Raw genomic sequence first — 23,746 nt, 5'->3', positions numbered from 1 at the left:
CATCAAGGGGAGGGTAAAGGGAGCTAGCGCAGTGCCTTCATCAGCGCGCCGACCATCACCTGCGGCCGGTAGCCGAGCTTGGCCGGCGTCAACCCCAGCCGCACCACCACCAATTGCTCCGACGGGATGATGGCGACCGTCTGGCCGTCATGGCCCTCCATCCAGTAGGTATCGTTGGGCAGGCCGGCGGCGACGCCGGCGCCGGGATTTCCTTCGTCCCCCGGGGCTTCGATCCAAAGTTGCCCCTTGCCGTAGACTTTCGAGGCCGGTGCCGGTTCGCGCATCCAGTCGACGAAACCGGCCGGCAGGATCTGGTTGCCGTTCCAGACGCCGCCCTGCAGCAGGAATTGGCCGAACCGCGCCCAGTCATGCCCCGTGGCATAGAGGTAGGATGAGCCGACAAAGGTACCCTCCTCGTCGGTTTCGAGCACCGCGCTTTGCATGCCGAGCGGCCCGAACAGCGCTGTCCTTGGCCACATCAGCGCCTTGTCCTTGTCGCCGATAGCATCCTGCCACAGCCGCGACAGCATCACCGCCGTGCCGCTCGAATAGGAAAAGACCTTGCCGACGTCGCCGGTCAGCGGCTTGGCCTCGGCGAAGCCCGCCATATCGGGTTCGAGGTAGAGCATGCGCGTCACATCGGCGACGTCGCCATAATCCTCGTTGAACTCGAGCCCGCTCGACATCGCCATCATATCGGCAAGGCTGATGGCGGCGCGGCCGTCCGCCTTCCATGAGCCGAACAGACCCTGATTGGTCACCGCCATCTTGCCGTCCTTGACCAGCGTGCCGACGAGCGCGGCGTTGACCGTCTTGGTCATCGACCAGCCCAGCAGCGGCGTTTTCGCCGAAAAGCCGTCGCCATAACGCTCGGCAACAATGCGGCCGTTTTTGACCACCACCACGGCGCGCATGCCGATGCCGGTCATTGCCGCACCGTCCAGGATCTTGTTTATTTCGGGATTTTGCGAGGCGTCGACTCGATCTCCCTCGGGCCACAGATCGCCCTTGGTGGCCGCCGACGCCTCGGCAGGGATTGACGTGCGCCGTGCCTTGCCGACGTCGCCATCGGGAACCGACGCGCAACCCAGGCCGGCGCGCGCAACGGCAACGCTCTTGCCGAGGAAGCCAAGCAGCCCGGCCGAGACGGTCCCCCTGTTCTTGTCGACCGACACCTTCATCAGCCTGAGAAGCGGATGGCCAGGCGCCTGCACGTCGATGGCAAGCACCTCATTGGGATCACGGCCGGCGATAAAAACATTGGAGCAGACAATCTTGGCGGAATAACCGGAACCGACCCGGATCAGGTCGGGCGGCGCGATGTAGAGCCAGGTAAACAGGGCGGCTATGGCCAACACGACCAGGCCGAGCAGCCATTTGATGATCTTCACGGCGATCCGCATCTTTCCGTCCCTGCTTTTCCGCTGGCCGTGGCTTGCGGCCCGATTTATGTCATCGATTTGCCGCCATTGCTTCCGCACAATCGGTGTTCTTGTCGAGCGCCGTCAACCTGTTATCAACCATGATCGGCGATCACTGATGCATGTCGCCCAAAAGTGCGCAGCGGTTTTGGGACAACGACATGCACGAAAATAGCGTATCAGGCGATGCTGTGGGGCGATCGCCTGAGGGGCACTTGCAACGACAACCCAACAGCGACCGGCTGATTCCGGCTCGGGAAATGCGATGCGCCGTTTTGCGGCCCTCATCACGTTGACGCTGCTGGCCGCCTGCTCGACCGCCAGCGATCTCGTGCCCTCGATGTCGCCATCCAGCAGCCCGACGGTTGCCGTGCGCGCACCGCGTTTCGAAGACTCCAAGCCGCATGAATGGGATAGCGGCGCGCCCTGGAACTATGCCGTTCACGGCACCGACGTCTCCAAATACCAGACCTCGGTCGACTGGCCGACGGCCAAGGCCAGCGGCATCTCCTTCGCCTTCATCAAGGCGACCGAGGGCGGCGACCGTTTCGACGAGTATTTCAACGAGCATTGGTCGCGCACCAAGGCCAATGGCATTCCGCGCGCGGCCTACCATTTCTTCTATTTCTGCACGCCGGCCGCCACCCAGGCGCGCTGGTTCATCCAGAACGTGCCCGTCGACCGCTCGGCCATGCCGCCGGTGCTCGACATGGAGTGGAACCCGCAATCGCCGACCTGCCGGCTGCGCCCGGATTCGGCGACGGTGCGGGCCGAAATGACCACCTTTCTCGAGATGATCGAGCGGCACTATGGCAAGAAGCCGATCATCTACACCTCGGTCGACTTCTTCGACGATAACGACCTTTCGACCTTCCGCGGCTATCCCTACTGGCTGCGCTCGGTGGCCGGCCACCCCCGCCAGAAGTACGGCAGCCACCCTTTCACCTTCTGGCAATACACCGGAACCGGTATCGTTCCCGGCATGACCGGCAAGTCCGATATCAACGTCTTCAACGGCACTGAGGCAGCCTGGAAAAAGTGGCTGCGGCAGAACACCCGTTGACACCGGCTCTGCCGCCTGCTTTTCGACGTCCCATGCGCACCTACCTGCAACCACTGGGATATCCACGCCGGAAACAGTCGAAGAGCCGCCTGCGCTCCGGGCTGCTCGCGGCCCTGCTGCTCGGCGCCGCGGTCGTGCCGGCGGCGGCGCAGGAATGCGGCGGCGACTTCGAAACCTGGAAGCAAGGCGTGGCGGCGGAAGCCAAGGCAGCCGGTGTCGGCGCTGTCGGCCTTGACGCGCTGGAAGCCGCCACCATCGACGACAAGGTGCTGGCGCGTGACCGCGCCCAGGGCGTCTTCGCCCAGACCTTCATCCAGTTCTCCAACCGCATGATCTCGGCCTACCGGCTGAAGCAGGGCGCGGCCAACCTGAAGAAATACGCCGAAATCTTTGCGCGCGCCGACCAGCAGTTCGGTGTCCAGGCGCCGATCATCACCGCCTTCTGGGGGCTGGAGACCGATTTCGGCGCCGTACAGGGCGATTTCCACACGCTGAGCGCCTTGGTGACGCTGTCGCATGACTGCCGCCGGCCGCAGCTGTTTCGGCCGCAACTGGTGCCGCTGTTGACGCTGATCGATCGCGGCGTCGTTCCGGCCGACGTCACCGGCGCCTGGGCCGGCGAGATCGGCCAGACGCAGATCCTGCCTTCCGATTATCTCGCGCGCGGAGTCGACGGCGACGGCGACGGCATCGTCGACCTCAGGCGCAGCGTACCCGACGTGATCATGACCACGGCCAACAAGGTGCTGTCGCGCGGCTGGAAACGCGACCAGCCCTGGATCGAGGAAGTGCGCGTGCCCGAGGACATGCCCTGGGAGCAGACCGGCCGCACCAACAAGTTGCCGCTGTCGCAATGGGCCGCCTGGGGCGTCACCAATCCCGATGGCACGCCGCTGATCGACAATGGCCTGAAGGCCGGCCTGGCGCTGCCGATGGGCCGCAAAGGTCCGGCCTTCCTCGCCTACGACAATTTCGACGTCTATCTCGAATGGAACCAGTCCTTCACCTACGCGCTGACCGCCGCCAACTTCGCCAGCCGGCTGGCCGGGGCAAAGCAGTTCGACCCGCGCAATCCCGAAACCGGGCTCAATGGCGACCAGATGAAGGAATTGCAGACCAAGCTCGAAGCCAGGGGCTATGACGTCGGCACCGTCGACGGCATTCTGGGCACCAACACCCGCGAAGCCATCCGCAAGGAACAGATGCGGCTCGGCATGCCGGTAGACGGCTGGCCGACGCCGGAGCTTTTGGGGAAACTGTGAGTAGAATCTGCCCAAGCTGGGTTCCTTATTCCCTACTCCTTGCCCGGACGAAGTCGATAAATGCCCGCAAAGCCGGGGGGACGTGCCTCGGACTCGGGTGATACAGGAAGAAGCCTGGAAAGCTGGGCGACCAGGGCTCTAGAAATCTCATCAGCCTGCCCGCATCGATCCAGGACTGGACCTGATAGTCGATCATGTAGGCAACGCCTGCTCCACCCAGCGCCGCGTTCAGCATCAGCTCGGTGTCGTTGACAGTCAGGCTGCCCTCGACGGCGATTTCCAGAGACCGTTTGCCGCGCGCGAACTCCCATCGATAGAGGTTGCCGCCACCAGGCCACTGGAATTTTATGCATTGGTGCTGATGCAACTCCTGCGGATGGCGCGGTATGGCCCGATTTTCGAGATAGACGGGAGCGGCCACCGCCGCCATCTGCAAATCCCCGCTCAGTTTCACTGCCACCATGTCCTTCTCCAGCCGCTCGCCAAGCCTGATTCCGGCATCGAACCGTCCTCGAACAATGTCGGTCAGCGTATCGTCGACGATGACGGTCAGCGCTATATCAGGATAGGCGCGTTGGAAGTCGCCAAGGATCGGGCCGATGAACCGCACCGCGGCAACACGCGGCACGTTTATTCGTAGCGAACCCGCCGGCCGATCACGCGCGGCATGAATGTCCGCTACGGCGCCCTCTAGCTCTTCGAACGCAACGGCAAGGCGCGCAAACAGCGTCTCGCCGGCACCAGTGGGTGAAACACTACGCGTCGTGCGATTCAGCAACCTGACGCCGATGCGAGCCTCCAGTTGCCGGATCGACTGGCTGAGCGCCGGCGGGGAAACACGCAGCCGGGCGGCGGCGCGGACGAAACTACGCTCTTCCACGATTGCGGCAAATGCCTTGAGCTCGGCGAATTCAGAACCGCGCATTGTGTATCCCTAGATTAACAAGCTAGTCAGATAATAGGCCATTATCTGATCAGTTGCATGGCCCTATTTCTCGACTAGCGGACCCGTCGGATGAATCCGGCACGGGCCTGAATGATTGAAGGACGTATCATGCCCAAGTCCTTGCAAGGCAAAACCGCACTCGTCACCGGCAGTTCGCGCGGCATTGGGCGAGCCATCGCCGAAGGCCTCGCCTCCAAGGGCGCTGCCGTCGTCGTCAACTATGTCGGCAACCACGAAGCCGCTGACGAGGTCGTGGCCGCCATCGCCGGCAAGGGAGGAAAGGCGATCGCCGTCCAGGCCGACATATCAAGCGTCTCGGATATTCATCGCCTGTTTGACGAGGCTGAGAGTGAGTTCGGCGCGATCGACATCGTGGTTGCCAATGTCGGCGTCGCCGTCATCAAGCCTCTGACCGAGGCAACCGAAGCCGATTTCGACCATGTCTTCGGCACCAATGCCAAGGGCACGTTCTTCGTGCTTCAGGAAGCAGCGCGCCGTGTGCGAAACGGCGGCCGCATCATCGCGGTCTCCACCGGCGGCACCAAGATGTTCTTCACGCAAACGGCGCTCTATCTCGGCAGCAAGGGCGCCGTCGAACAATTCGTCCGTGTGCTCTCGCGTGAACTCGGACCGCGCGGCATCACCGTGAATGCGCTGTCGCCTGGCTTCACCGACACGGACCTGCTTCCCGAGCGCGATCGCGCCGTGGCGGCCGGCATGTCTCCATTTGGCAGGATCGGCGCGCCCCGCGACGTTGCCGATGTCGCGGTCTTCCTGGCCAGCGACGAGGCCCGCTGGCTGACCGGCGAGAATATCCAGGCCGGTGGCGGGGTCGCTTAGTCCGCCATCGTCTCCAGGCTGGCGAATCCCTGCGGCGCATCGCCTTCGTCAAACGGCGTCGTCACCTCGACGAAGGTATCGGGATAAAAGCCGTTGAAGCGGGTTCTTAGCGACAGCGAATAGGCGCCGATATGGCCGATCTCGATCCAGTCGCCGGTGTCGACGGTTTCCGGCAGCCAGAACGGCCGCGACAGGATGTCGACGGAATCGCAGGTCGCGCCGCAGACCTTGAACGGCACGATGTTCTTCTCCTCGCCATTGCGCGAGCGGATCGCCGGATCGGGGATGAAGCGGGCCGGCAGTGTGATCTTGCCGGTCCAAGAATCCGACAGCGACGCCCAGATGCCGTCATTGATGTAGAGCCGCTTGCCCTTGCGCAGCAGCACCCGCACGATCAGCGACAGGCAGCGCGCCACGATCACCCGGCCGGGCTCGGCCACCAACGGGATCTGGTCGAACTGGTATTCCCTCAGGTCGCCCGACAGCCGCGACATGATCTGGCCGAGCGACGGCATCTCGATCTGCTTGCGATTGGGGTCATGGCCGTACTCGGCGGGAAAGCCGCCGCCGACATCGAGGCCCGCAATGTCGAAGGTCAGCCGGTTGCGCACCCAATCGGCGGAGGCCAGCGCCCGTTCATAGGTGTCGGGATCCTCGATCTGGCTGCCGACATGAAAGCACAGGCCGACCTTGTAGCCGGTGCGGTTGAGTCGCTCGGCGAGTTCCACAGCATAGGCCGGCCCGGCGCCGAATTTCTTCGACAGTTCATAGGCCGCCGAACCCTTGGTCTGGATGCGCACGAACACGCTGATGGAGCCCGGATCGATGTCAAGCGCCCGCACCACCCGCGTCAGCTTGGTGATCTCGTCCTCATGGTCGAGCGAAATGACCCGGATGGCGTATTTTTCCAGCGCAAGCTTGATGTCCGACTGCGCCTTGACCGGATGCATGTAGAGCATCTCGGCGTCGGGTGAGACGGCGCGCACTGCGGCGAACTCGCCGGGCGAGGCCACATCGAAGGCGGTGACGCCGGCTTCGACCAGCGCCTTCAGCACGATCTGCTCGCCATTGGTCTTGACTGCGTAGGCGGTCTTGCCGGGAAACATGCCCATGAACTGTTTGGCATCCGCCTTCAGCACCTGCGGGCGAAAGCAGTAGACCGGATCGTCCGGCCGAAGCGCCAGCGCCGCCTCGCGGGCATTCTCGAATCGCTGCATGGACGAATCCCCTGACTTCTCGGCTGCGCACAATTAATCCAAGCTAGCGGCCAAAGAAAACAATTCTGTGTCTGGCGGGCACTGACCCAGCGGCGCATCCTCCTGGCAGCACTGTTGTCAGCAATCAGGTTTCGGGTGGCTCTTGTCGCCGGACCCGATATGCCTTCTGCCTGAGTGGCTGGCATTGATGCCGCGGGGAAGGACGTTCACGATGGCAATAGCCACGACAGCCGTGCAGCGCGGACCGATGACGCTGAGGGACTGGGGACAGCTTCTGCTGCTCGGCGCCATCTGGGGCGGCTCGTTCTTCTTTGCCCGCATCGCCGTTGCCGAAATGCACCCGCTGGTGCTGGTGCTGTTTCGCGTTGCCATTGCGGCCATTGCACTGCAGCTCTATCTCGGCATTCGCGGTCCGTCCTTCCGCCTCGCCTTCCCGCATGCCGGCCTGTTTTTCCTTTTGGCGCTCGCCAACAATGTCGTCCCGTTCTCGCTGATCTTTGCCGGCCAGACCGCGCTTGGCGCCGGCGTCGCCTCGGTGCTCAACGCGACGACGCCGTTCTGGACGCTGATCCTCGCCAACGCGCTGACAGCGGACGAAAAGCTCTCCTGGAACAAGCTTGCCGGCATCGGGCTCGGCATCGCCGGCACCGCTGTCATGATCGGCCCCGGCCTGCTGGCCGGGCTCGGCGGCCCGGTCTGGGCGAAATTCGCGCTGATCGGCGCCTCGCTGTCTTACGCCGTCGCGCTGATGATTGCCCGCCGCTTCAAGGGCGTGCCCTCGCCGGTCATCGCCACCGGACAATTGACGGCGTCGACCATCATCATGATCCCGGTGGTGCTGCTCACCTATGGCCCGGCCGGCCTGTTCTCGGCCTCGCCGCCGGTCTGGACGGCGGTGCTGGCGCTGGCGCTGCTCTCCACCGCCTTCGCCTACATCCTCTATTTCAACCTCGTCGCCTCGGCCGGCGCCACCAACGCCTCGCTGGTCACGCTCATCGTCCCGGCCAGCGCCATCCTGCTCGGCCTCCTGTTCCTCGGCGAGCGGCTCGCTCTGTTCGAGTTCTGCGGCATGGCACTGATCGCGCTTGGCCTGGTGACGATCGACGGGCGGTTGTTTGGTCGGCGCTAATGCCCGTCGACCAAAAGTGCGCAGCGGTTTTGGAACAACGACGCGCTTTAGGTCTGGTAGCGCTGCCATGCCTCGCTTTCGTCACAGCCACGTCACAATTTATTCACAGGCTACCAGCGGGTTTTGCCGAAGAGTTTCAATGCCTAACGCCAGGTGGCAGGTCGCAAATTCCACAATCGCGTCGCATTGCAGCATATTTTCCGCTTGCCTGTGGCACAAATGCCCCTAGACTCCACCCATAGCTCTTGAAGAGGAGACTATGACATGGGACTTACGAGGCCAATCAACGCATTGATGATCTGTGCTGCATTTGCCTTCATTGGCGCCCTTATCATAGGTGTTCTTCCGTAACCGCCGGAGCGGAAGAACAGCAGCAATAGCCCACAAATTCGAAAGGCCGGGTGTTTCGCCCGGCCTTTTGCATTTCAGATTTCATACCACGATGAAGCTCAGGCGGCGGCGGATCCAGCTGCCTCTGTTTCGTGGGAGCGGATGCCGATCATATGGCAGATGGCAAACACCAGGTCGGCCCGGTTCATGGTGTAGAAATGGAAGTCGCTGACGCCGCGCTCGACGAGATCGAGCACCTGCTCGGCCGCCACGGCAGACGCCACGAGCGCATGCGTCTGCGGATCGTTGTGCAGCCCTTCGAAACGCTCGGCCAGCCATGCCGGCACCAGCGCGCCGCAGCGCGCCGAGAAATTGGCGACCTGGGTGAAATTGTGCACCGGCAGGATGCCAGGCACGATCGGGATGTAGATGCCGGCACGGCGCGCCTTCTCGACATAACGCTCGTAGAGATCGTTGTCGAAGAAGAACTGGGTGATCGCCCGCGTCGCGCCATTGTCGGCCTTGCGCTTCAGCATATCGAAATCGGTGGCAAAGTCCGGACTTTCCGGATGCTTTTCGGGATAGGCCGAGACCGAGATGTCGAAATCGCCGGCGTCCTTCAGCGCTCCGACAAGTTCGGCGCCATTGGCATAGCCATCGGGATGCGGCCGGTAGGCGGTGCCGACGCCGGCCGCCGGATCGCCACGCAAGGCGACGAAGCGCTTCACGCCCATATCGGCGAATTCGCGGACGACGGCGTCGACCTCATGGCGGGCGGCGTCGACGCAGGTCATGTGAGCCGCCGGCGTCAGCGTCGTCTCGTTCAGGATGCGCTTGACCGTACGCGCCGTGCGCTCCCGCGTCGAGCCGCCGGCGCCATAGGTCACCGAGACGAATCTCGGCTTCAGCGGCTCCAACCTGGTGACGGTGTCCCAGAGCCTGGCTTCCATCTCGTCGGTCTTCGGCGGGAAGAACTCGAAGGAGACGCGGACCTTGTCGCCAATGTCGGGACGGCGGGAAAAGCGGAACTGGTTCATCAGGCGATTTCCCCCATAGGGTACGCTTTGGTGGGTTGGGTGTCATTGGAAGGCTCGGCCATCAGCATGCGGCGGTCGCGGCCGAGCCACAGCTTGACGGTGAGCCTGGCTTCGTTGCCGCCGCGCGGCTCGAACTCCTGGGCATCCTCGAGATCGAGCCCGGCCTCGGCAAACCATTCTGAGATCTGCCGGTCGGAAAAGCCCAGCCTGACATGCGCGTGCTGGTCGCGCAGGAACTCCAGCGCATGCGGCGCGAAGTCGACGATCACCAGCCGGCCCGCCGGACGCAGCAGCCGCGCCGCCTCGCGAATGGCGCGTGCCGGGTCATCGAGATAGTGCAGCACCTGATGGATGGTGACGAGGTCGAAGGCGTCGCGCTCGACCGGCGGCGCGAAAATGTCGCCTTGGCGGACCTGCGCATTGGCGATGCCTGCCTTGTCGAGATTGGCCCGCGCCACCGTCAGCATTTCGCGCGACATGTCGATGCCGACGCCGCGCCGGTAGAGCGGCGAAAATATCTCCAGCAGCCGCCCGGTACCGGTGCCGAGGTCTAGCATCGACTGGAACGGCCGCTTGCCGACCAGCTTGAGGAGTGCGGCTTCCACCGCGCGGTCCGGCACATGCAGCGAGCGGATGTGATCCCAGCTGGCGGCGTTCTCGGAGAAATACTCGGCGGCACGGTCCTGGCGCTTGCGCTTGACCGATGCCAACCGCTCGAGATCGCGCTCGACCTGTGGATCGGCGCCGCGAATGCCAGAGACCAGCCCCATGACGAAGTCGCGCGCGGAATCCGTATCCGACAGCCGGAAGAAGGCCCACGAGCCCTCCTGGTAGCGGCCGATCAACCCGGCCTCCAGCAGCAGCTTCAAATGCCGCGACACCCGCGGTTGCGACTGGCTGAGGATCTCGGTGAGGTCGGACACGGTGAGATCGCCGCGCGACAGCAGCGCCAGGATGCGGAGCCGGCTCGATTCGGCCGCAGCCTTCAACGTATCAACCATCGTATCGAGCGAAACATGCATTGGCGTATTCTCGTTGAAAAGATATAAACATATGTTTATGTCAGCTTTGGCGGCATAGCAAGGCCTATGTCGCTTCCTGACAAGAAAATGCCGCACACATGGTCCCCGCCCGAGAGAACCGCTTTTCCCTGACGATCGGCTGCAAACTTGTGCTAGGGCGAAAGCCATGTTCGAGACGCGCGACGGCGAAAAGCTCCTGCAGACTGACCCGGCTGACATGCCGGCGGATGGCCATATCGTGTTCATCGGCCGCATCGCCTCGCCATGGACATCCAGGCAAACCTGCCCAAAGAACATGCGCGCGGCGCGCGAGGCCGGACAGGCGGCCACGGTTCTCATCGACCCTGCCTATCGCGACGGCCTGCTTGCGCTGGAGCGGGCCAGCCACATCGTCATCCTGTCCTGGCTGCATCACGCGCCGCGGGCACTGATTGTCCAGAGACCCCGCCATGCGGCTGAGCCGAAAGGCGTTTTCTCGCTGCGCTCCCCTGCCCGGCCGAACCCAGTCGGGCTGCATATCGCCAGGCTGATCGCCGTCGACATCGACCACGGCCGCATCGCCATCGACGCCATCGATGTGCTCGACGGCACCCCGGTGATCGACATCAAGCCCTATTTCGCCTCGACCGACGCCTTTCCCGAGGCGACCATTGCCGGGCGTGACGAAAAATGAGCGCGCCCACCGGCCGCCGCCGCGCCATCGCCAAGGCGCTGACCGCACTGCTGCCCCTGGCGCCCTATGCCGATATGGAGAAAATCCGCACCGAGGCCGGCGCCGTGCACATGAAGACGCTGCCGCCGGGCATCGCGGTCTGGCTGGCGACGATCGCCCATATCAGGCACGGCCATACCGACTATGAAAAGCTGCTGGCCGAGGGCTATGACCGCGACTCGGCGCGGTTCTTCGTCATCGAGCAAACAAACATGGTGCTGACCCGTTGGCGCGCCACGCGCCTGCTCGATGCAGAGGACGAAGAGGAATAACTTCAGCTACCGTCGCTTCAATACGGCAACCGCATTGTAGGGCTGGCCGTCGGCCTGGCCAACCCAGGTCCAGGACAGGTTCCCTTTGAAAAATCGGACGGTGATGCCGCCACCGTCGATGCACTTGTCCTGGCCGTAGCTGATGTTTTCCCGGTATTCCGCCGAACTGTCGTCGCGAGAAATCTGGGTCAACGATCCGCCGCAGCCGAGCGACGGATAGTCGATCGACGCGGCGCCATCGCCGATTGTCATTGCGATCGCCCAATCGGCGCCGGCAGCCCCGGCCGGACTTTGATGACCGCTGCCGGTCCAGACGCCGTTGAGCCCCGCCGCGTTGACCACGCAAGGCACGTTCTGAAAGATCGGCGTCAGCTCGCTGCCCATCTTCTCGCAACGATAGGTCTGGCCGTTCTGGCACAGCGCCTCGCCCTCGCGAGCGCATTGCGCGAAGGCATGGCCAGTGACGAAGACGAGGAAAATTGCAAAGCTGATGGTCCGAAAAGATCTGCCCATTTTGCCCCTCCCGGCCGGATATTTTCAAGCCGGACCATAGGGCATATCGAATGTGCTACCTAGGACAAACAGCGATGGTTGGGTGGCCCTATGCCGCCTGCAGGGGACCACTAGCTTGAATCTGCCGCATCAAGCCGAAGGGACCAATCGCCATGAACCGAAGCGCAGCAGCCGGTAGCATTGTGCCATTGCCGGCTTTGTCGGATCGCCATATCGATCCGCATTCCTATCCCGACGGCATCGCCTTTCTCGATGGTCAGTATCTGCCGATGTCGCAAGCCAAGATCTCGGTGCTGGATTGGGGCTTTCTGCATTCCGACGCCACCTACGACACCGTGCATGTCTGGGACGGGAGCTTCTTCCGACTCGACCTGCATCTCGACCGCTTCTTCGCCGGCTTGCAAAAACTGCGCATGACGATCCCGTCCGACCGCGATGGTGTGGCCGAGATTCTGCACAATTGCGTGGCGCTGTCGGGCCATCGCGCCGCCTATGTCGAAATGCTGTGCACACGCGGCGCCTCGCCGACCTTCAGCCGCGATCCGCGCCAGGCGGTCAACCGCTTCATGGCCTTCGCAGTTCCCTTCGGCTCGGTCGCCAATGCCGAGCAGTTGCGGCGCGGCCTGCATGTCGCCATTAGCGACAAGGTGCGCATTCCGCCGGTCTCGATCGATCCGGCGATCAAGAACTACCACTGGCTCGACCTCGTGCGCGGCCTCTACGACGCTTATGACCGTGGGGCCGAAACCGCATTGATTCTCGACTTCAACGGCAATGTCGCCGAAGGCCCCGGCTTCAACGTGTTCTGCGTCAAGGACGGCAGGCTGTCGACGCCAGCCGCCGGCGTGCTGCCCGGCATCACCAGGCGCACCGTCTTCGACCTCTGCGCCGAGGCAGCGCTTCCCACCACGGCCGTCGACGTCAGCGTTGCCGCGCTGAAGGCTGCCGACGAAGTCTTCATCACTTCCACCGCCGGCGGCATCATGCCGGTGACAGTGATCGACGGCGCTGCTGTCGCCGACGGCAAGATAGGCGGGATCACAAAGCGCTTGATGGCGCTCTACTGGCAAAAGCATGACGACCCGGCCTGGTCGAGCCCGGTGCGCTATCCCTGACCGGCGAAGGTCCTGCTCCACACGATGACGTGACCAAAAAGATTCCCCCTCGCCTCTGGAAAATCGCTCGACGCACCGTATATCGCGGAAGCGGAGAAGCCTCCGCTTCCCAGTTCACGGCCCGCATGGGCAAGGATTCCACGTCATGACAAGCAAGGTTTGGTTCATCACCGGATCATCGAAAGGCTTTGGCCGAGTCTGGGCCGAGGCCGCACTCGCTCGCGGCGACCGTGTCGCCGCAACCGCGCGCGATGCCGGCACGCTCGCCGATCTCGTCGCGAAATACGGCGATAATGTCGCCGCGATCAAGCTCGACGTCACCGACAAGAAGGCTGTCGAAGCGGCCATCGCCGAGGCGCACAAGCGCTTTGGCCGGCTCGACGTCGTCATCAACAATGCCGGCTATGGCCATTTCGGCGCCATCGAGGAAGTCAGCGAACAGGAAGCCCGCGACCAGATCGAAACCAATGTGTTCGGCGCGCTCTGGGTCACCCAGGCGGCTTTGCCGATCATGCGGGCGCAGGGCTCCGGCCACATCATCCAGATCTCGTCGATCGGCGGCGTCAACGCCTTTGCGTCGCTCGGCCTTTACCATGCCTCGAAATGGGCGCTCGAAGCCTTCAGCCAGTCGCTCAGCATCGAGGTCGCCGAATTCGGCATCCATGTGACGCTTGTCGAACCGGGCGGCTTCTCCACCGATTGGTCCGGCGCCTCGGCCAAGGTCTCCAAAGCGATCGAGGCTTACGCGCCGGCCCGCGCCAAGATGGCGGAACGCCGCGCCAACTCGGTCGCCGGCGACCCCGAGGCCACCGGACCGGCGATGCTTGAAATCGTCGACGCGGCCGAGCCGCCGCTGCGCGTCTTCTTCGGCGATGGCGGCCTGCCGATGATCAAGCAGGAATACGCCAACCGCATCGCGCTGTGGGAAAAGTGGGACCACGTTTCCGTCGAGGCGCAGGGCGCCAAGAAGAACCGCAAGGCGGCCTGAGCGCGTCTTGAAATCCGGCTGCGTCGCCCCGGCGGCGCAGCCCGTGCCCTAGCCCGGTACTAGGATCGATAAATCCACTGCTCGGGCACGCGCACCGAGATCTCTTCCCCTGTTGTCATACGACCCGGTTTCTCGACCCAGGCAACGAGACCGCGCAGCCGTTTCGCCGCCTTCGGGAAGGCCAGCGCGCCGGCCTCCCGATCGGCCATCCCGGCGTTTTCGGCGATCGAACGTCCAGCAAGCCGGCAAGGCCCGTTCTGCGCATCGACCTTGATCGTCACGCCACCTCTAAAGAACAGCAGCGTGCCTGACGGCAGCATCGAGAGATGCGGCACGCCTTCGATCAGCAGATTGGCGCCGATCCATTCCGGCTTGATCTCGGCCAGCCCCATCCGCTCGGCAACGACGGCGAGTTCATCCGCTGCTACGATTGATATCTGCCGCTCGTTGCGGATTTCGGTGCCGCGCGGATACCAGGGTTCGCGACCGCCGGAACGACGGGTGGCGCCGGCGTGGAAGTCGCCGTCGATGCCTTCGAAACCGAGTTGCAATCCTTCCACTGGGCGCGTCTGGAAGTGATTCGACGGTGCGGCGTAGAGCGCCGTCACCCTGGCTACGAGTTTTCGCGCTGAAATGATCTCGATCGGAGCCTCAGGGAAAAGATCCAGCATGGCTTACTCCTTGTGCAAGGTCGCATTAGCGATAGCCATGAGCCCGGTCCAGTCCAAAGCAATGATGATCCGATCAAGCGGGCTGATGGCAGCCGATCACGATCTTCTTACCGCGGATCGCATATCCTATCGTACTGCGCCGCATTGCCGCCGTGCTGCACCGGCCTCATGGTGAGACAAGTCTGCGGAGGTTTCCATGCGTCCCGGGACTGCAATCGCGCTGCTTTGGCTGATCTGGGTCGTGTCCTGGTTTCTAGCCGCCTTCTGGGCCGACCCGGCGAAAAAGCGTGCCGGCATCCAGGAGGAGCTTCGCTATCGCGCTTTGTGGTTGATCGGCGCGGTGCTGCTGTTCATTCCCGCGCATGGCTATGCCGGCCGGCTGCGATTCTGGTTTCCGACCCTTGCCGAAGCGTGGATCTGCGCAGGGCTTGTTGCCGTTGGCCTGTTGTTCGCCTGGTGGGCGCGGTTGCATCTCGGCCGTCTCTGGTCGGCTTCGGTGACGGCCAAGGCCGAGCACCGTGTCGTCGACACCGGTCCCTACAGAATGGTCCGCCACCCGATCTATACCGGACTGCTTCTGGCGATGCTTGCCACAATGGCGGCCAAAGGCACGGTCTGGGGAATCGCCGGCGCGATTCTTCTCACCATCGGCATCGTCATGAAGGCAAGGCTGGAGGAACGCTTTCTGCGCGGAGAACTCGGCAACGCCTATGACGATTATGCCCGCAGCGTACCGATGCTGGTGCCGTTCATGCCGGCCTGATTACAGCATCTGCAAAAGCGCGCCGCCGATCGAATAGCCGGCGCCGAAGGCGCACAGCACGCCGAAATCGCCGGGCTTCATGTCGGCGTGGTTTTCCGACAGCGCGATGATGGCGCCAGCGCCGGCGGTGTTGCCGAGCCGCTCCAGCACCATCGGCGCGCGGTCATGGTCGACCTCGTGGCCGAAGGCCAGTTTCAGGATCATGGCGTTCATTCGCGCATTGGCCTGATGCAGCCAGAATCGCCTGATGGCTTGCGGCGTCAGCCCGTGCTCGGCGAGGAATTCGACAATGAATTTGTGGCCGGCGACGGTGACTTCCTTGAACACCTTGTTGCCGACCTGTTTGATCAGATTGCCTTCGAGGTTGATCATGTAAGGATCGTCCTGCGCGGTGCGGGTGTGATAGCCCAGATTGGTGCGGATATTGTTCGACATCTGCGTCCAGGTGCGCGTGTCCAGCACCTCGAAACGCCCCGGCCGCCTCTCGCCCTCGCCCAGCCCCTCGACCACCATCGCCACCGATGCATCGCCGAAGATGAAATGCGTCTGCCGATCGCGGAAATTGAGATGGCCGGTGATGATCTCCGGCGTGACCACCAGCACGCGCTTGTGCGCACCCGCCCGCACGAGATTGGCCGCAATGTGCAAGGCGGCCGCGGCCGATGAACAACCAAGCCCCATGTCGAAGCCGGCGCCCTTGGTGCCCAGCGCCTCCTGCATTTCGATAGCGATCGCCGGATAGGGCCGTTGCTGGTGCGAGGCCGAGCAGATCACCAGGTCGATGTCGGACGGCTTCAGGCCGGCATGGTCGAGCGCCTTCCGGGCCGCGGCCACTCCAAACTCGGCCTGCAGCGACAGCGCGTCATCGGGCCGCGCCGGAATGCGCGGCGCCATGCGGGTCGGATCGAGAATGCCTTCGCGCTCGATCACATGGCGGGTCTGGACGCCCGAGGCATGGACGATGAAGGCGCTGTCGGATTTCTGCAGCAGCGTCTCATCCGTGCCTTGCCGGCGCGCATTCTCGGTGTCGACCCAGGCATTGAAGCTGGCGACCAGTTCTTCATTGGTGATCTTGGCTTCAGGGATTTCAACGCCAATGCCGCTGATGATGACGCGATGCATATCCAGTCCGTCCATGCGCAGGCGTTGTCGTTCTCATGTGAACGACGAAGGGGCGCGACACAACACTTTTCTCACCCCACCGGTTTACGCCGGCTTAAAGCATAGGCTGTGGCCGGATGTCATCGGGAGTGCTAGCCGGCCCGCTTGGCGACGATGAAGATACGCGGAAAGCGCAGCAGCACCTTGCCGTTTGCGGTCTTCGGATAGGCCTTGGCAATTTTGGCCGTGTAGCTGTCGAGGAAGATCTTGCGCTCGTCGGCGTCCAGCGGATCGAGGAAAGGCTTCAGCCCCGTCGACTTCACCCATTCGACGATCGCCTCGGCGTCGGTCAGCGGATGATTGTAGGCCGTATGCCAGATATCCACCCGGGCGGAGAGCGGCGACAAGAGATCATAATAGAACGACACCGCCGGCAGCGGTCCGCGCGCAGCACCTGCCATCTTGGCGGCGAACGGCATTTCGGCGGCCGTCTCGTGCATCACCTGATGCGACGGCTCAAGCAGATTGTCGGGCATCTGGACGGCGAGCGCGCCACCGGGGGCGAGAAAGCCCATCAGCCGCTGGAACACTACCGGGTGGGTGGGCAGCCACTGGAATACCGCGTTGGCGAAGATGACGTTGACCGGCTCGGCCGGTCGCCATGTCGAGGCATCGGCGAGGTCGAAATTGACGCTGGGCAGGCGCGCCTTCGCCTTCTCGATCATGTCGGGAGAGGTGTCGAAGCCGCTGATATCAGCATCCGGCCAGCGCTCGACCAGCAGCTCGGTCGAATTACCCGGGCCGCAGCCGATGTCGACCACCCGGCGCGGGAAATCCACCGGCACCTGCGCAACAAGATCGCGCGCGGGCCGCGTGCGCTCATCCTCGAATTTCAGATATTGGGCGGCTGACCAGTCGGTCATTCAAGCTTTCCTCGTATCAGTTGAGAAATTCGCCGCCCCGGTTGCTCCCTTACCGCGTCAACCTCTTGTACGTCATCCTGTGCGGGTTGACGGCCTCGGGGCCGAGCCGGCGGATCTTGTCCTGCTCGTAATCCTCGAAATTGCCCTCGAACCATTCGACATGGCTGTCGCCCTCGAAGGCGAGGATGTGGGTGGCCAGGCGGTCGAGGAACATACGATCGTGCGAGATGATGACGGCGCAGCCACCGAAATTTTCCAGCGCGTCTTCGAGCGCCGCCAGCGTTTCCGTGTCGAGGTCGTTGGTCGGTTCGTCGAGCAGCAGCACATTGCCGCCGGTCTTCAGCATCTTGGCCAAATGGACGCGGTTGCGCTGGCCGCCGGAGAGGTTGCCGACCTTCTGCTGCTGGTCGCCGCCACGGAAGTTGAACGACGCGCAATAGGCGCGCGTGTTGGCCTCGAACTTGCCGAGCTTGACCACTTCTGCGCCGCCGGAAATCTCCTCCCACACCGTCTTTGACGGATCGAGCGCATCGCGGCTCTGGTCGACATAGCCGAGCTTCACCGTTTCGCCGATGCGGACAGAGCCGGCATCCGGCGTTTCCTGGCCGGTGATCATGCGGAACAGCGTCGTCTTGCCAGCGCCGTTCGGGCCGATGACACCGACGATGCCGCCCGGCGGCAGCTTGAATTCCAGGCCTTCGATCAACAGCGTGTCGCCAAAGCCCTTCGACAAGCCTTCCGCCTCGATCACCACATTGCCGAGCCGCTCGCCATGCGGAATGACGATCTGCGTATCGCTCGGACGCCGCTTGTCGGCTGCATCCAGCAGGTCCTGGAACGCCTGGATACGCGCCTTGGACTTGGTCTGGCGGGCTTTCGGGCTGGACTGGATCCACTCGCGCTCGCGGCCGATAGCGCGCTGGCGGGCGTCGTCCTCGCGACCTTCCTGCTTGAGGCGCTTGGCCTTGGCTTCGAGGTATTTGGTGTAGTTGCCCTCATAGGGAATGCCGCGGCCGCGATCGAGCTCGAGGATCCATCCCGTGACATTGTCGAGGAAGTAGCGATCGTGGGTGATGATCATCACGGCGCCCGGATAGGCGCGCAGATGCTTTTCGAGCCACGCCGTGGTTTCGGCGTCGAGATGGTTGGTCGGTTCGTCGAGCAGCAAGAGGTCGGGCTGACGCAGCAGCAGCTGGCAGAGCGCGACGCGGCGGCGCTCACCGCCCGAAAGCTTGGTGACCTCGGAATCCTTGGGCGGGCAGCCCAGCGCTTCCATCGCCATCTCGACCTGCTGTTCGAGATCCCACAAATTGAGCCGGTCCATCTCGTCCTGGAGCTTGGCGGACTCATCGGCCGTCTCGTCGGAGTAGTTCATCATCAATTCGTTGTAGCGCTCGATGATGGCGGTCTTGGCGGCGACACCTTCCATGATGTTCTCGAACACCGTCTTGTTGGCATCGAGCGCCGGCTCCTGCGCGAGATAGCCGACGGTGGCGCCTTCGGCGAGCCACGCTTCGCCGTTCCACTCCTTGTCGAGCCCGGCCATGATCTTGAGGATCGTCGACTTGCCCGAGCCGTTGGGGCCGAGGATGCCGATCTTGGCGTCGGGATAGAAGGAGAGATGGACATTCTCAAGCACCTTCTTGGTGCCATAGGCCTTGTTGAGGCCGGCCATGTGATAGATGAACTGGCGTGCCACGCGCGCTTTCCTTGATGATTGACCGAAAATGTCGGATTGAATGGAGGTTGGCCGCTATGTAGGCGATGCCGGGCCGAACGGCAATCGCTTTTGCCATTTCAAGCCGGGTGTACACCGCACGTTAAGTTTTCCGCCGGTTGTTGGGAGCGTTGAAATCCCCGGTTAACCCTTCAGCGTCAAAACAGGATCGATCGCTGGCCTGTCGCGATCGAAAGTAGAGATCGGACCGAAGGTAGTGCTGAACAGTTTCCTGCTCCTTGCCGAAGCGGTCGTCTACTTCAGCGTCATGGTCACGCTGTTCCGCTTCAGGGATCGCATCGGCCTCGGCGTCTTCGTCTGCGCGCTGGGCGCCATGCATTTCCTCGAAACCTATCTCGCCAGCGTCTTCTATGTCGCCCTGCCCTTCGGCATGGTCTCACCAGGCTCGGCGGTGCTGTTTTCCGGCAAGCTGGTGATGCTGCTTCTGCTCTACATGAAGGAAGATGCGGCCACGGTGCGCCAGCCGATCTATGGCCTTTTGCTCGGCAACGCCTTGATGATCGGGCTGGTCCTGATCCTGCGCCTGCACGATATTTCAGCCCTTTCCGACGGCAAGCTTCCCGATATCGGTTTCATCGACCAGTTGGGCTGGCTGATGGTGTGGGGCACGACGCTGCTCTTCATCGACGCCATCCTGATCATCCTGCTTTACGAAAAGCTCGGGCGTTATCTGCGCAAGGCGCCGTTCTCCCGCATCCTGATTTGCGTCGCCTGCGTGCTCACCTTCGACCAGGCCGGATTTTTCACCGCCCTGCATTTCGTCGCAGGCGCACCGATCGCCGTCTTCTTCGGCGGCTGGTTCGCCAAGATGGGTGCCGCTTTTGCTTACAGCGCCATGCTTGTCGCCTACCTCAGATGGTTCGAAACGCGGCGGGTTACCGCACCGCGCGGATTGTCCGACGTCTTCGATACCTTGACCTACCGCGAGCGCTACGAAGCCCTGGTCGAACATGTCGGCCGCGACGGCCTCACCGGCCTGTTGCACAGGGGACGCTTTGACAGCGACGGCGAACGTCTGGTTGCTGTCAGCCTGCGCACGGCCCAGCCGCTCAGCCTGCTGATCGTCGACGTCGACCATTTCAAGTCGATCAACGATCGCTTCGGCCATGCCGAGGGCGACAGGGTGCTGAGATCGATCGCCCAGGTGCTGACCCAGGCGGCCGGCGCGCACGATCAGGTTTTCAGGATCGGCGGCGAGGAGTTCGCCATCCTTTGCTCGCAACCGCATGCGGTCGCCAGGTTGCTCGGAGAAAACCTCCGCCAGGCCGTCAAGGCGTGCGGAAACCGCTTCGACATCAGCGTCAGCGCCGGCATCGCCACTGTCGATGAGACCGTAGGCTCGCTTGCCGATCTCTTCGCCCTTGCCGACGAGCGTCTCTACAGGGCCAAGTCCACCGGGCGTGACCGCGTCGTCGGCGAAGCGCATGACGATGCCGAAGACCTAACTGCGTGGACATTGCCCACGCGTGGCGTCAGCAGATAAGGCTGTCAGCTCCGCTTGCGCTGCTGCAACGCGCCGACCGCAACTGAAACGGCTATCAGCGCGATGGCCAGCCATTTCAGCACGGTGATGATCGGACTGGCATCGATGTCATAAGCGATGAACAACAGAATGCCGGGCACCAGCAGGCCGCACATGACCAGCATGATGCGGTTGATCTGCCAAGACACTTTTGCCGCCAGCGCTTCGTCACCGGCTTCGCCGACAAGACCGGCGCGCATCTCCCGGGAGATGGCCAACGCGCTCGACAGGCGCATGGAGATCGGCAAGCCGAGCCCGATTATGAGGAAGGCACACGCCGCCAGCAGAGCCGAGAATTTGAGCGCGCTGGTCTCGGCCGGCACCGGAAACAAAAGTGTCGCCAGCGGCAGGAAGACACAGACGATGCCGAGCGCGGCAATGGCGATGAAGATCGCGGCATTGACCCAAGTGAACAGCTGGTAGCGGCCTGCCCCGATCGGCGCGGCAAGCACGCGCATGCGCGCCCACTCGGCATCGGTATAGGAAAAGCCCGGCCATTCCATGCGGCCGTCTTTTATGGCTGTCATTCCCCTGGCCCAGAAAGCCAGCCGCGCCAGCCCGCCTGATGTCATGCCACTCATCGCCACCCCCGCCGAATGAAACACATCCAGACCGTATCACCGCGTCACTGCTAAGCGACAGACGGATATCCTACTGGAACCCGGCCGCATCGACCGAACCCTTCGGACAGCCCGCCTTGGTCGTCGGCGCCGAGGCGAGCATGAGAGTGCCCAGCGAACTGTCGGGGCCGATCGGGCCGGTCAGGCCCAGCGTCAGCTCGCCGATCAGCCGCCTGCCGCTCGACGGATCGACCAGGCAGGAGACACGCACCCGCGCGCCCGCCCCGGCGCCGAAGGCGCTGTCGAAGGTGCTGCGGATCTGGTCCGAAGTCAGTTGCTTGCCGACGTTCCTGGTGAAGAGCTCGCGCACAGGCGAGGCATTCACCGCCCGCATCAGGTTCAGCGCCTCGGCAAAATACTCCTGCTGGCTCTTGCCGTAGCAGGTGCCGTGCTTGATCCATTCATGCCGTTCGAGCTTGGAGGCGGTGCCCGGCATCACCTGGTCGAGTTCGGCGCGCGTATTGGCATCGAGGTTGACCGGCGGCAGGTCTGCCCAATGGGCCGGATTGTCATTGGCCTTGTCGCTCGCCGGCACCTGGCAATAGAAATTGCCATTCGGCTGCGGCCAGAGCCCATGCAACGTGAAATGCGACGCGTCGAAGCCGCCCGCCGTCTGCGCCTGGCATTCGGGCTTGCTCGACTTGGTTTCACAGAAGGCCGGCTGCCAGCTCAGCGCGAAAACATATTCGGGTTTTCCCGAAGCCGCAGGCTTGCCCTGATCGGCGGGCGCGGCCGGCAGGGCGGCTGCGCTGCCGCCGGTGACATGACCGCAGCTGATCTTGACCCAGCGACGCTCAGGATCGGCGCCCGGCACGCGGATGAGGTAATGCGTCGGCGCATCCTTGTTGCCGGCCAGGAGGTCGTAGCTCTGTCCAGCCGTTGTCGCGATATTGCCGGGGTTCTTGCCGCTCTTGATTGCCTGCGTTGCTGGACAGGCAGCATCGGCCACGAAGGAGCCGCTCATCTTCACATCGGCGCGCGCTAGGCCGACACCGGCCAGCGCCACCAACACCGCACCCCATATCGCCGATATCCGCATTCCAGCACTCCTAGCGTTTCATAGCGCAAGCTAGAAACGTGTGACATGTCAGAATTACGATTTCTTTCGTCCGCCGCAAAAAACAATCGCTCGGTCGATCAGACCCCGCCCTCCTCGACCCGCTTCGTCAACATACGCAGCAGATCAAGCGCGGTCTCAAGCACGCGAGGCCCGATGCCCTCGCTGATGCGGTTGGCCCAGACATGCTGGCGCGTGCCGATATCCCTGATCGCGGCCCGGCCGGCATCGGTCATCGCCAGGAGCTTGGCGCGGCGGTGCGCCGGGTTGTCCGCATAGGCGGCAAGCCCTTCGGCGGCCAGAATATCGGCCAGGCGCTGCACGCTCTGGCGCGCAAGCCCCATGTCGCGGGCAATGTCGGCCACCGATTTCGGCTCCTTCAGCACCGCGCCCAGAACCTGCCAGCGCGCCGCCGTCAACCCGGCAGGCTCCGCCAGCCGGTCGGCCGCGTCGAGAAACCCGCCATTCAGCCGGAACACGGCAAGCACCAGTTCGGTGAGCACATCTCCGGCTTCGGTCCTGCTTGTCATTTCTGGCCGGCCTCGATGGTGGAAACGAAAGTGTTGACGGCTTCAGCCACCGCCTCCGGCTTGTCAAGCATCACCCAATGGCCGGAACCGGCGACGGTTCTGTGGCCAATTCGGCTGCGCAGCCGAAACAGAGCCGCCGCATTGTCATTGGCCTCCGTGGCCAGCACGAAGATCGGCCCACGATAGGCGTCGAGCGTCGGCTCGGGATTCCATTCCGCCAGCGCCTTGCCGACGCCTGCCCGAGCCGCCGGATCGACCACCGCCGCATCGGCGATGACCTGTTTGCGGACATCTGGGTTGGAGCCGGCGATCGAGATGTAATAAGCGCTCAGGACGTCGCCGCCGTTTGGCCCCGCCAGATCGTGCACGAACCCGTCGCGAATCTCTTTGGGCAGGGCGCGCGGATCGGTCGCCGGATCGACCAGCAGGATGCCGGCAACACGGTCGGGATGGCCGGCGGCATAGGCGAGCGCGGCCCCACTGCCGCCGCTATGTGCAACGAGGACAAACCGCTTCAGGCCGAACGCATCGGCCACCGCACCAATATCGTCGGCACGGCCGTCATAGCCGTAGTCGGCATCAGCTGCAGGCGCCGATGCGCCATGGCCGCGAAAATCGAAGGCGACCGCCTCACGGCCACCTGCGGTGAGCTGCATCACCCGGTTCCACTGTGTGGCGCGGCTGCAATCGCCATGCGCGAACAGGATCGGCAGGCCGCCGCCGGATTTGATGTCGTAGCCGGCAAGCTGGCCCTGCGGGCCGGCAATGGTCTTCATGGTCATCTCCCTGGTTTGGCTGGAAGCAATGCCGGGCAGGAGCATTGCGGATGAAAGGCTCGCCAGCAGAAACGCGCGGCGCGAAACGGTTTTCATGGTCATGCTCCGATCCAATTGACAGCATGCTGTCATATAGCCAAATTGACAGCACACTGTCAATAGTGACGCCGGCTGATTT

The 23,746-nt window shown here is 63.3% G+C and carries 24 protein-coding genes; 10 read left to right on the top strand and 14 right to left on the bottom strand.

What is annotated here, in order from left to right; genetic code table 11:
* Positions 1-23 precede the first annotated feature (23 nt).
* Positions 24-1,403, bottom strand: coding sequence for a serine hydrolase domain-containing protein (locus tag NLY42_RS17310; RefSeq protein ID WP_023753539.1), 1,380 nt, complete (start codon positions 1,401-1,403; stop codon positions 24-26).
* Positions 1,404-1,686: 283 nt separating this feature from the next.
* Between NLY42_RS17310 and NLY42_RS17305 the strand changes: the two genes are divergently transcribed.
* Positions 1,687-2,484: a glycoside hydrolase family 25 protein gene (locus NLY42_RS17305; RefSeq protein ID WP_023753540.1), complete on the top strand. Its 798-nt coding sequence runs from the start codon at positions 1,687-1,689 to the stop codon at positions 2,482-2,484.
* Positions 2,485-2,516: 32 nt separating this feature from the next.
* The gene (locus NLY42_RS17300; protein WP_023753541.1) at positions 2,517-3,746 is read left to right on the top strand and encodes a lytic murein transglycosylase; all 1,230 of its coding nucleotides are present in this window, start codon (positions 2,517-2,519) and stop codon (positions 3,744-3,746) included.
* A gap of 25 nt (positions 3,747-3,771) precedes the next feature.
* Here NLY42_RS17300 and NLY42_RS17295 read toward each other — a convergent pair whose 3' ends face one another.
* Positions 3,772-4,671, bottom strand: a complete 900-nt coding sequence (locus NLY42_RS17295; protein WP_023753542.1) for a LysR family transcriptional regulator — start codon at positions 4,669-4,671, stop codon at positions 3,772-3,774.
* Positions 4,672-4,800: 129 nt separating this feature from the next.
* Between NLY42_RS17295 and NLY42_RS17290 the strand changes: the two genes are divergently transcribed.
* Positions 4,801-5,532: an SDR family oxidoreductase gene (locus tag NLY42_RS17290; RefSeq protein WP_023690857.1), complete on the top strand. Its 732-nt coding sequence runs from the start codon at positions 4,801-4,803 to the stop codon at positions 5,530-5,532.
* On the opposite strand, the gene NLY42_RS17285 is transcribed toward NLY42_RS17290, so the two are convergent.
* Complete coding sequence (locus tag NLY42_RS17285; RefSeq protein WP_023668250.1) at positions 5,529-6,749, bottom strand: alanine racemase; 1,221 nt, start codon at positions 6,747-6,749, stop codon at positions 5,529-5,531. The two genes, NLY42_RS17290 and NLY42_RS17285, sit on opposite strands and share 4 nt — an antisense overlap.
* A 211-nt stretch (positions 6,750-6,960) precedes the next feature.
* Between NLY42_RS17285 and NLY42_RS17280 the strand changes: the two genes are divergently transcribed.
* On the top strand, positions 6,961-7,878 hold the full coding sequence (locus NLY42_RS17280; RefSeq protein WP_023682155.1) for a DMT family transporter: 918 nt from the start codon (positions 6,961-6,963) through the stop codon (positions 7,876-7,878).
* A gap of 449 nt (positions 7,879-8,327) precedes the next feature.
* Here the strand turns inward: NLY42_RS17280 and metF are convergent, their stop codons facing one another.
* Together metF and NLY42_RS17270 are read right to left on the bottom strand one after the other, a co-directional pair.
* The gene (metF, locus tag NLY42_RS17275; RefSeq protein WP_023688016.1) at positions 8,328-9,245 is read right to left on the bottom strand and encodes a methylenetetrahydrofolate reductase [NAD(P)H]; all 918 of its coding nucleotides are present in this window, start codon (positions 9,243-9,245) and stop codon (positions 8,328-8,330) included.
* Positions 9,245-10,267 carry an ArsR/SmtB family transcription factor gene (locus tag NLY42_RS17270; RefSeq protein ID WP_023688015.1) on the bottom strand — a complete coding sequence of 341 codons (1,023 nt, stop codon included), beginning with the start codon at positions 10,265-10,267 and terminating at the stop codon, positions 9,245-9,247. The genes metF and NLY42_RS17270 overlap by 1 nt, the downstream gene beginning before the upstream one ends.
* Positions 10,268-10,433: 166 nt before the next feature.
* Between NLY42_RS17270 and tsaA the strand changes: the two genes are divergently transcribed.
* Positions 10,434-10,940, top strand: coding sequence for a tRNA (N6-threonylcarbamoyladenosine(37)-N6)-methyltransferase TrmO (tsaA, locus tag NLY42_RS17265; protein ID WP_023712421.1), 507 nt, complete (start codon positions 10,434-10,436; stop codon positions 10,938-10,940).
* Positions 10,937-11,251 (top strand): DUF2293 domain-containing protein, encoded by a 315-nt coding sequence (locus NLY42_RS17260; protein ID WP_023668245.1) that lies wholly within the window; start codon positions 10,937-10,939, stop codon positions 11,249-11,251. Before tsaA ends, NLY42_RS17260 begins: the two co-directional genes overlap by 4 nt.
* Before the next feature lie 6 nt (positions 11,252-11,257).
* Here NLY42_RS17260 and NLY42_RS17255 read toward each other — a convergent pair whose 3' ends face one another.
* A complete protein-coding gene (locus NLY42_RS17255; protein ID WP_023735978.1) occupies positions 11,258-11,764 on the bottom strand; it encodes a hypothetical protein in 507 nt (168 codons plus the stop codon).
* 152 nt (positions 11,765-11,916) lie between these two features.
* On the opposite strand from NLY42_RS17255, the gene NLY42_RS17250 reads away from it, so the two are divergent.
* Both NLY42_RS17250 and NLY42_RS17245 read left to right on the top strand, forming a co-directional pair.
* Positions 11,917-12,879, top strand: a complete 963-nt coding sequence (locus NLY42_RS17250; RefSeq protein ID WP_023668243.1) for a D-amino acid aminotransferase — start codon at positions 11,917-11,919, stop codon at positions 12,877-12,879.
* Between the two features lie 145 nt (positions 12,880-13,024).
* Positions 13,025-13,867 (top strand): SDR family oxidoreductase, encoded by an 843-nt coding sequence (locus tag NLY42_RS17245; RefSeq protein ID WP_023729364.1) that lies wholly within the window; start codon positions 13,025-13,027, stop codon positions 13,865-13,867.
* 59 nt (positions 13,868-13,926) lie between these two features.
* On the opposite strand, the gene NLY42_RS17240 is transcribed toward NLY42_RS17245, so the two are convergent.
* On the bottom strand, positions 13,927-14,538 hold the full coding sequence (locus NLY42_RS17240) for an MOSC domain-containing protein (RefSeq protein WP_023753543.1): 612 nt from the start codon (positions 14,536-14,538) through the stop codon (positions 13,927-13,929).
* Positions 14,539-14,734: 196 nt separating this feature from the next.
* Here NLY42_RS17240 and NLY42_RS17235 point away from each other — a divergent pair, with 196 nt between their 5' ends.
* A complete protein-coding gene (locus tag NLY42_RS17235) occupies positions 14,735-15,301 on the top strand; it encodes a methyltransferase family protein (protein ID WP_023668240.1) in 567 nt (188 codons plus the stop codon).
* Here NLY42_RS17235 and NLY42_RS17230 read toward each other — a convergent pair whose 3' ends face one another.
* From NLY42_RS17230 to ettA, 3 genes are all read right to left on the bottom strand, one after another.
* On the bottom strand, positions 15,302-16,423 hold the full coding sequence (locus tag NLY42_RS17230) for a beta-ketoacyl-ACP synthase III (RefSeq protein ID WP_023753544.1): 1,122 nt from the start codon (positions 16,421-16,423) through the stop codon (positions 15,302-15,304).
* Between the two features lie 131 nt (positions 16,424-16,554).
* Complete coding sequence (tam, locus tag NLY42_RS17225) at positions 16,555-17,325, bottom strand: trans-aconitate 2-methyltransferase (RefSeq protein WP_023753545.1); 771 nt, start codon at positions 17,323-17,325, stop codon at positions 16,555-16,557.
* Between the two features lie 49 nt (positions 17,326-17,374).
* Positions 17,375-19,024 carry an energy-dependent translational throttle protein EttA gene (gene ettA, locus NLY42_RS17220; RefSeq protein ID WP_023688009.1) on the bottom strand — a complete coding sequence of 550 codons (1,650 nt, stop codon included), beginning with the start codon at positions 19,022-19,024 and terminating at the stop codon, positions 17,375-17,377.
* A gap of 235 nt (positions 19,025-19,259) precedes the next feature.
* On the opposite strand from ettA, the gene NLY42_RS17215 reads away from it, so the two are divergent.
* Positions 19,260-20,546: a GGDEF domain-containing protein gene (locus NLY42_RS17215; protein WP_023753546.1), complete on the top strand. Its 1,287-nt coding sequence runs from the start codon at positions 19,260-19,262 to the stop codon at positions 20,544-20,546.
* Positions 20,547-20,551: 5 nt separating this feature from the next.
* Here NLY42_RS17215 and NLY42_RS17210 read toward each other — a convergent pair whose 3' ends face one another.
* From NLY42_RS17210 to NLY42_RS17195, 4 genes are all read right to left on the bottom strand, one after another.
* On the bottom strand, positions 20,552-21,166 hold the full coding sequence (locus NLY42_RS17210; protein ID WP_156933741.1) for a hypothetical protein: 615 nt from the start codon (positions 21,164-21,166) through the stop codon (positions 20,552-20,554).
* Positions 21,167-21,236: 70 nt separating this feature from the next.
* The gene (locus NLY42_RS17205) at positions 21,237-22,244 is read right to left on the bottom strand and encodes a ribonuclease T2 family protein (protein ID WP_023741715.1); all 1,008 of its coding nucleotides are present in this window, start codon (positions 22,242-22,244) and stop codon (positions 21,237-21,239) included.
* 98 nt (positions 22,245-22,342) lie between these two features.
* Positions 22,343-22,792, bottom strand: a complete 450-nt coding sequence (locus NLY42_RS17200; protein WP_023741716.1) for a MarR family winged helix-turn-helix transcriptional regulator — start codon at positions 22,790-22,792, stop codon at positions 22,343-22,345.
* Positions 22,789-23,670: an alpha/beta fold hydrolase gene (locus NLY42_RS17195; protein WP_023753548.1), complete on the bottom strand. Its 882-nt coding sequence runs from the start codon at positions 23,668-23,670 to the stop codon at positions 22,789-22,791. Before NLY42_RS17195 ends, NLY42_RS17200 begins: the two co-directional genes overlap by 4 nt.
* Positions 23,671-23,746 lie beyond the last annotated feature (76 nt).

Source organism: Mesorhizobium sp. C372A (genome assembly GCF_030323245.1).
Classification (GTDB): domain Bacteria; phylum Pseudomonadota; class Alphaproteobacteria; order Rhizobiales; family Rhizobiaceae; genus Mesorhizobium.
Note: the sequence above shows the minus strand (reverse complement) of the source record. Positions and strands in the feature narration are given on the sequence as shown.

Bases quoted from the DNA above. Each gene is read 5' to 3' on its own strand.
- NLY42_RS17310 (WP_023753539.1), bottom strand. From the start codon at position 1,403: ATGCGGATCGCCGTGAAGATCATCAAATGGCTGCTCGGCCTGGTCGTG.
- NLY42_RS17305 (WP_023753540.1), top strand. From the start codon at position 1,687: ATGCGCCGTTTTGCGGCCCTCATCACGTTGACGCTGCTGGCCGCCTGC.
- NLY42_RS17300 (WP_023753541.1), top strand. From the start codon at position 2,517: ATGCGCACCTACCTGCAACCACTGGGATATCCACGCCGGAAACAGTCG.
- NLY42_RS17295 (WP_023753542.1), bottom strand. From the start codon at position 4,671: ATGCGCGGTTCTGAATTCGCCGAGCTCAAGGCATTTGCCGCAATCGTG.
- NLY42_RS17290 (WP_023690857.1), top strand. From the start codon at position 4,801: ATGCCCAAGTCCTTGCAAGGCAAAACCGCACTCGTCACCGGCAGTTCG.
- NLY42_RS17285 (WP_023668250.1), bottom strand. From the start codon at position 6,749: ATGCAGCGATTCGAGAATGCCCGCGAGGCGGCGCTGGCGCTTCGGCCG.
- NLY42_RS17280 (WP_023682155.1), top strand. From the start codon at position 6,961: ATGGCAATAGCCACGACAGCCGTGCAGCGCGGACCGATGACGCTGAGG.
- metF (WP_023688016.1), bottom strand. From the start codon at position 9,245: ATGAACCAGTTCCGCTTTTCCCGCCGTCCCGACATTGGCGACAAGGTC.
- NLY42_RS17270 (WP_023688015.1), bottom strand. From the start codon at position 10,267: ATGCATGTTTCGCTCGATACGATGGTTGATACGTTGAAGGCTGCGGCC.
- tsaA (WP_023712421.1), top strand. From the start codon at position 10,434: ATGTTCGAGACGCGCGACGGCGAAAAGCTCCTGCAGACTGACCCGGCT.
- NLY42_RS17260 (WP_023668245.1), top strand. From the start codon at position 10,937: ATGAGCGCGCCCACCGGCCGCCGCCGCGCCATCGCCAAGGCGCTGACC.
- NLY42_RS17255 (WP_023735978.1), bottom strand. From the start codon at position 11,764: ATGGGCAGATCTTTTCGGACCATCAGCTTTGCAATTTTCCTCGTCTTC.
- NLY42_RS17250 (WP_023668243.1), top strand. From the start codon at position 11,917: ATGAACCGAAGCGCAGCAGCCGGTAGCATTGTGCCATTGCCGGCTTTG.
- NLY42_RS17245 (WP_023729364.1), top strand. From the start codon at position 13,025: ATGACAAGCAAGGTTTGGTTCATCACCGGATCATCGAAAGGCTTTGGC.
- NLY42_RS17240 (WP_023753543.1), bottom strand. From the start codon at position 14,538: ATGCTGGATCTTTTCCCTGAGGCTCCGATCGAGATCATTTCAGCGCGA.
- NLY42_RS17235 (WP_023668240.1), top strand. From the start codon at position 14,735: ATGCGTCCCGGGACTGCAATCGCGCTGCTTTGGCTGATCTGGGTCGTG.
- NLY42_RS17230 (WP_023753544.1), bottom strand. From the start codon at position 16,423: ATGCATCGCGTCATCATCAGCGGCATTGGCGTTGAAATCCCTGAAGCC.
- tam (WP_023753545.1), bottom strand. From the start codon at position 17,325: ATGACCGACTGGTCAGCCGCCCAATATCTGAAATTCGAGGATGAGCGC.
- NLY42_RS17210 (WP_156933741.1), bottom strand. From the start codon at position 21,166: ATGAGTGGCATGACATCAGGCGGGCTGGCGCGGCTGGCTTTCTGGGCC.
- NLY42_RS17205 (WP_023741715.1), bottom strand. From the start codon at position 22,244: ATGCGGATATCGGCGATATGGGGTGCGGTGTTGGTGGCGCTGGCCGGT.
- NLY42_RS17200 (WP_023741716.1), bottom strand. From the start codon at position 22,792: ATGACAAGCAGGACCGAAGCCGGAGATGTGCTCACCGAACTGGTGCTT.
- NLY42_RS17195 (WP_023753548.1), bottom strand. From the start codon at position 23,670: ATGACCATGAAAACCGTTTCGCGCCGCGCGTTTCTGCTGGCGAGCCTT.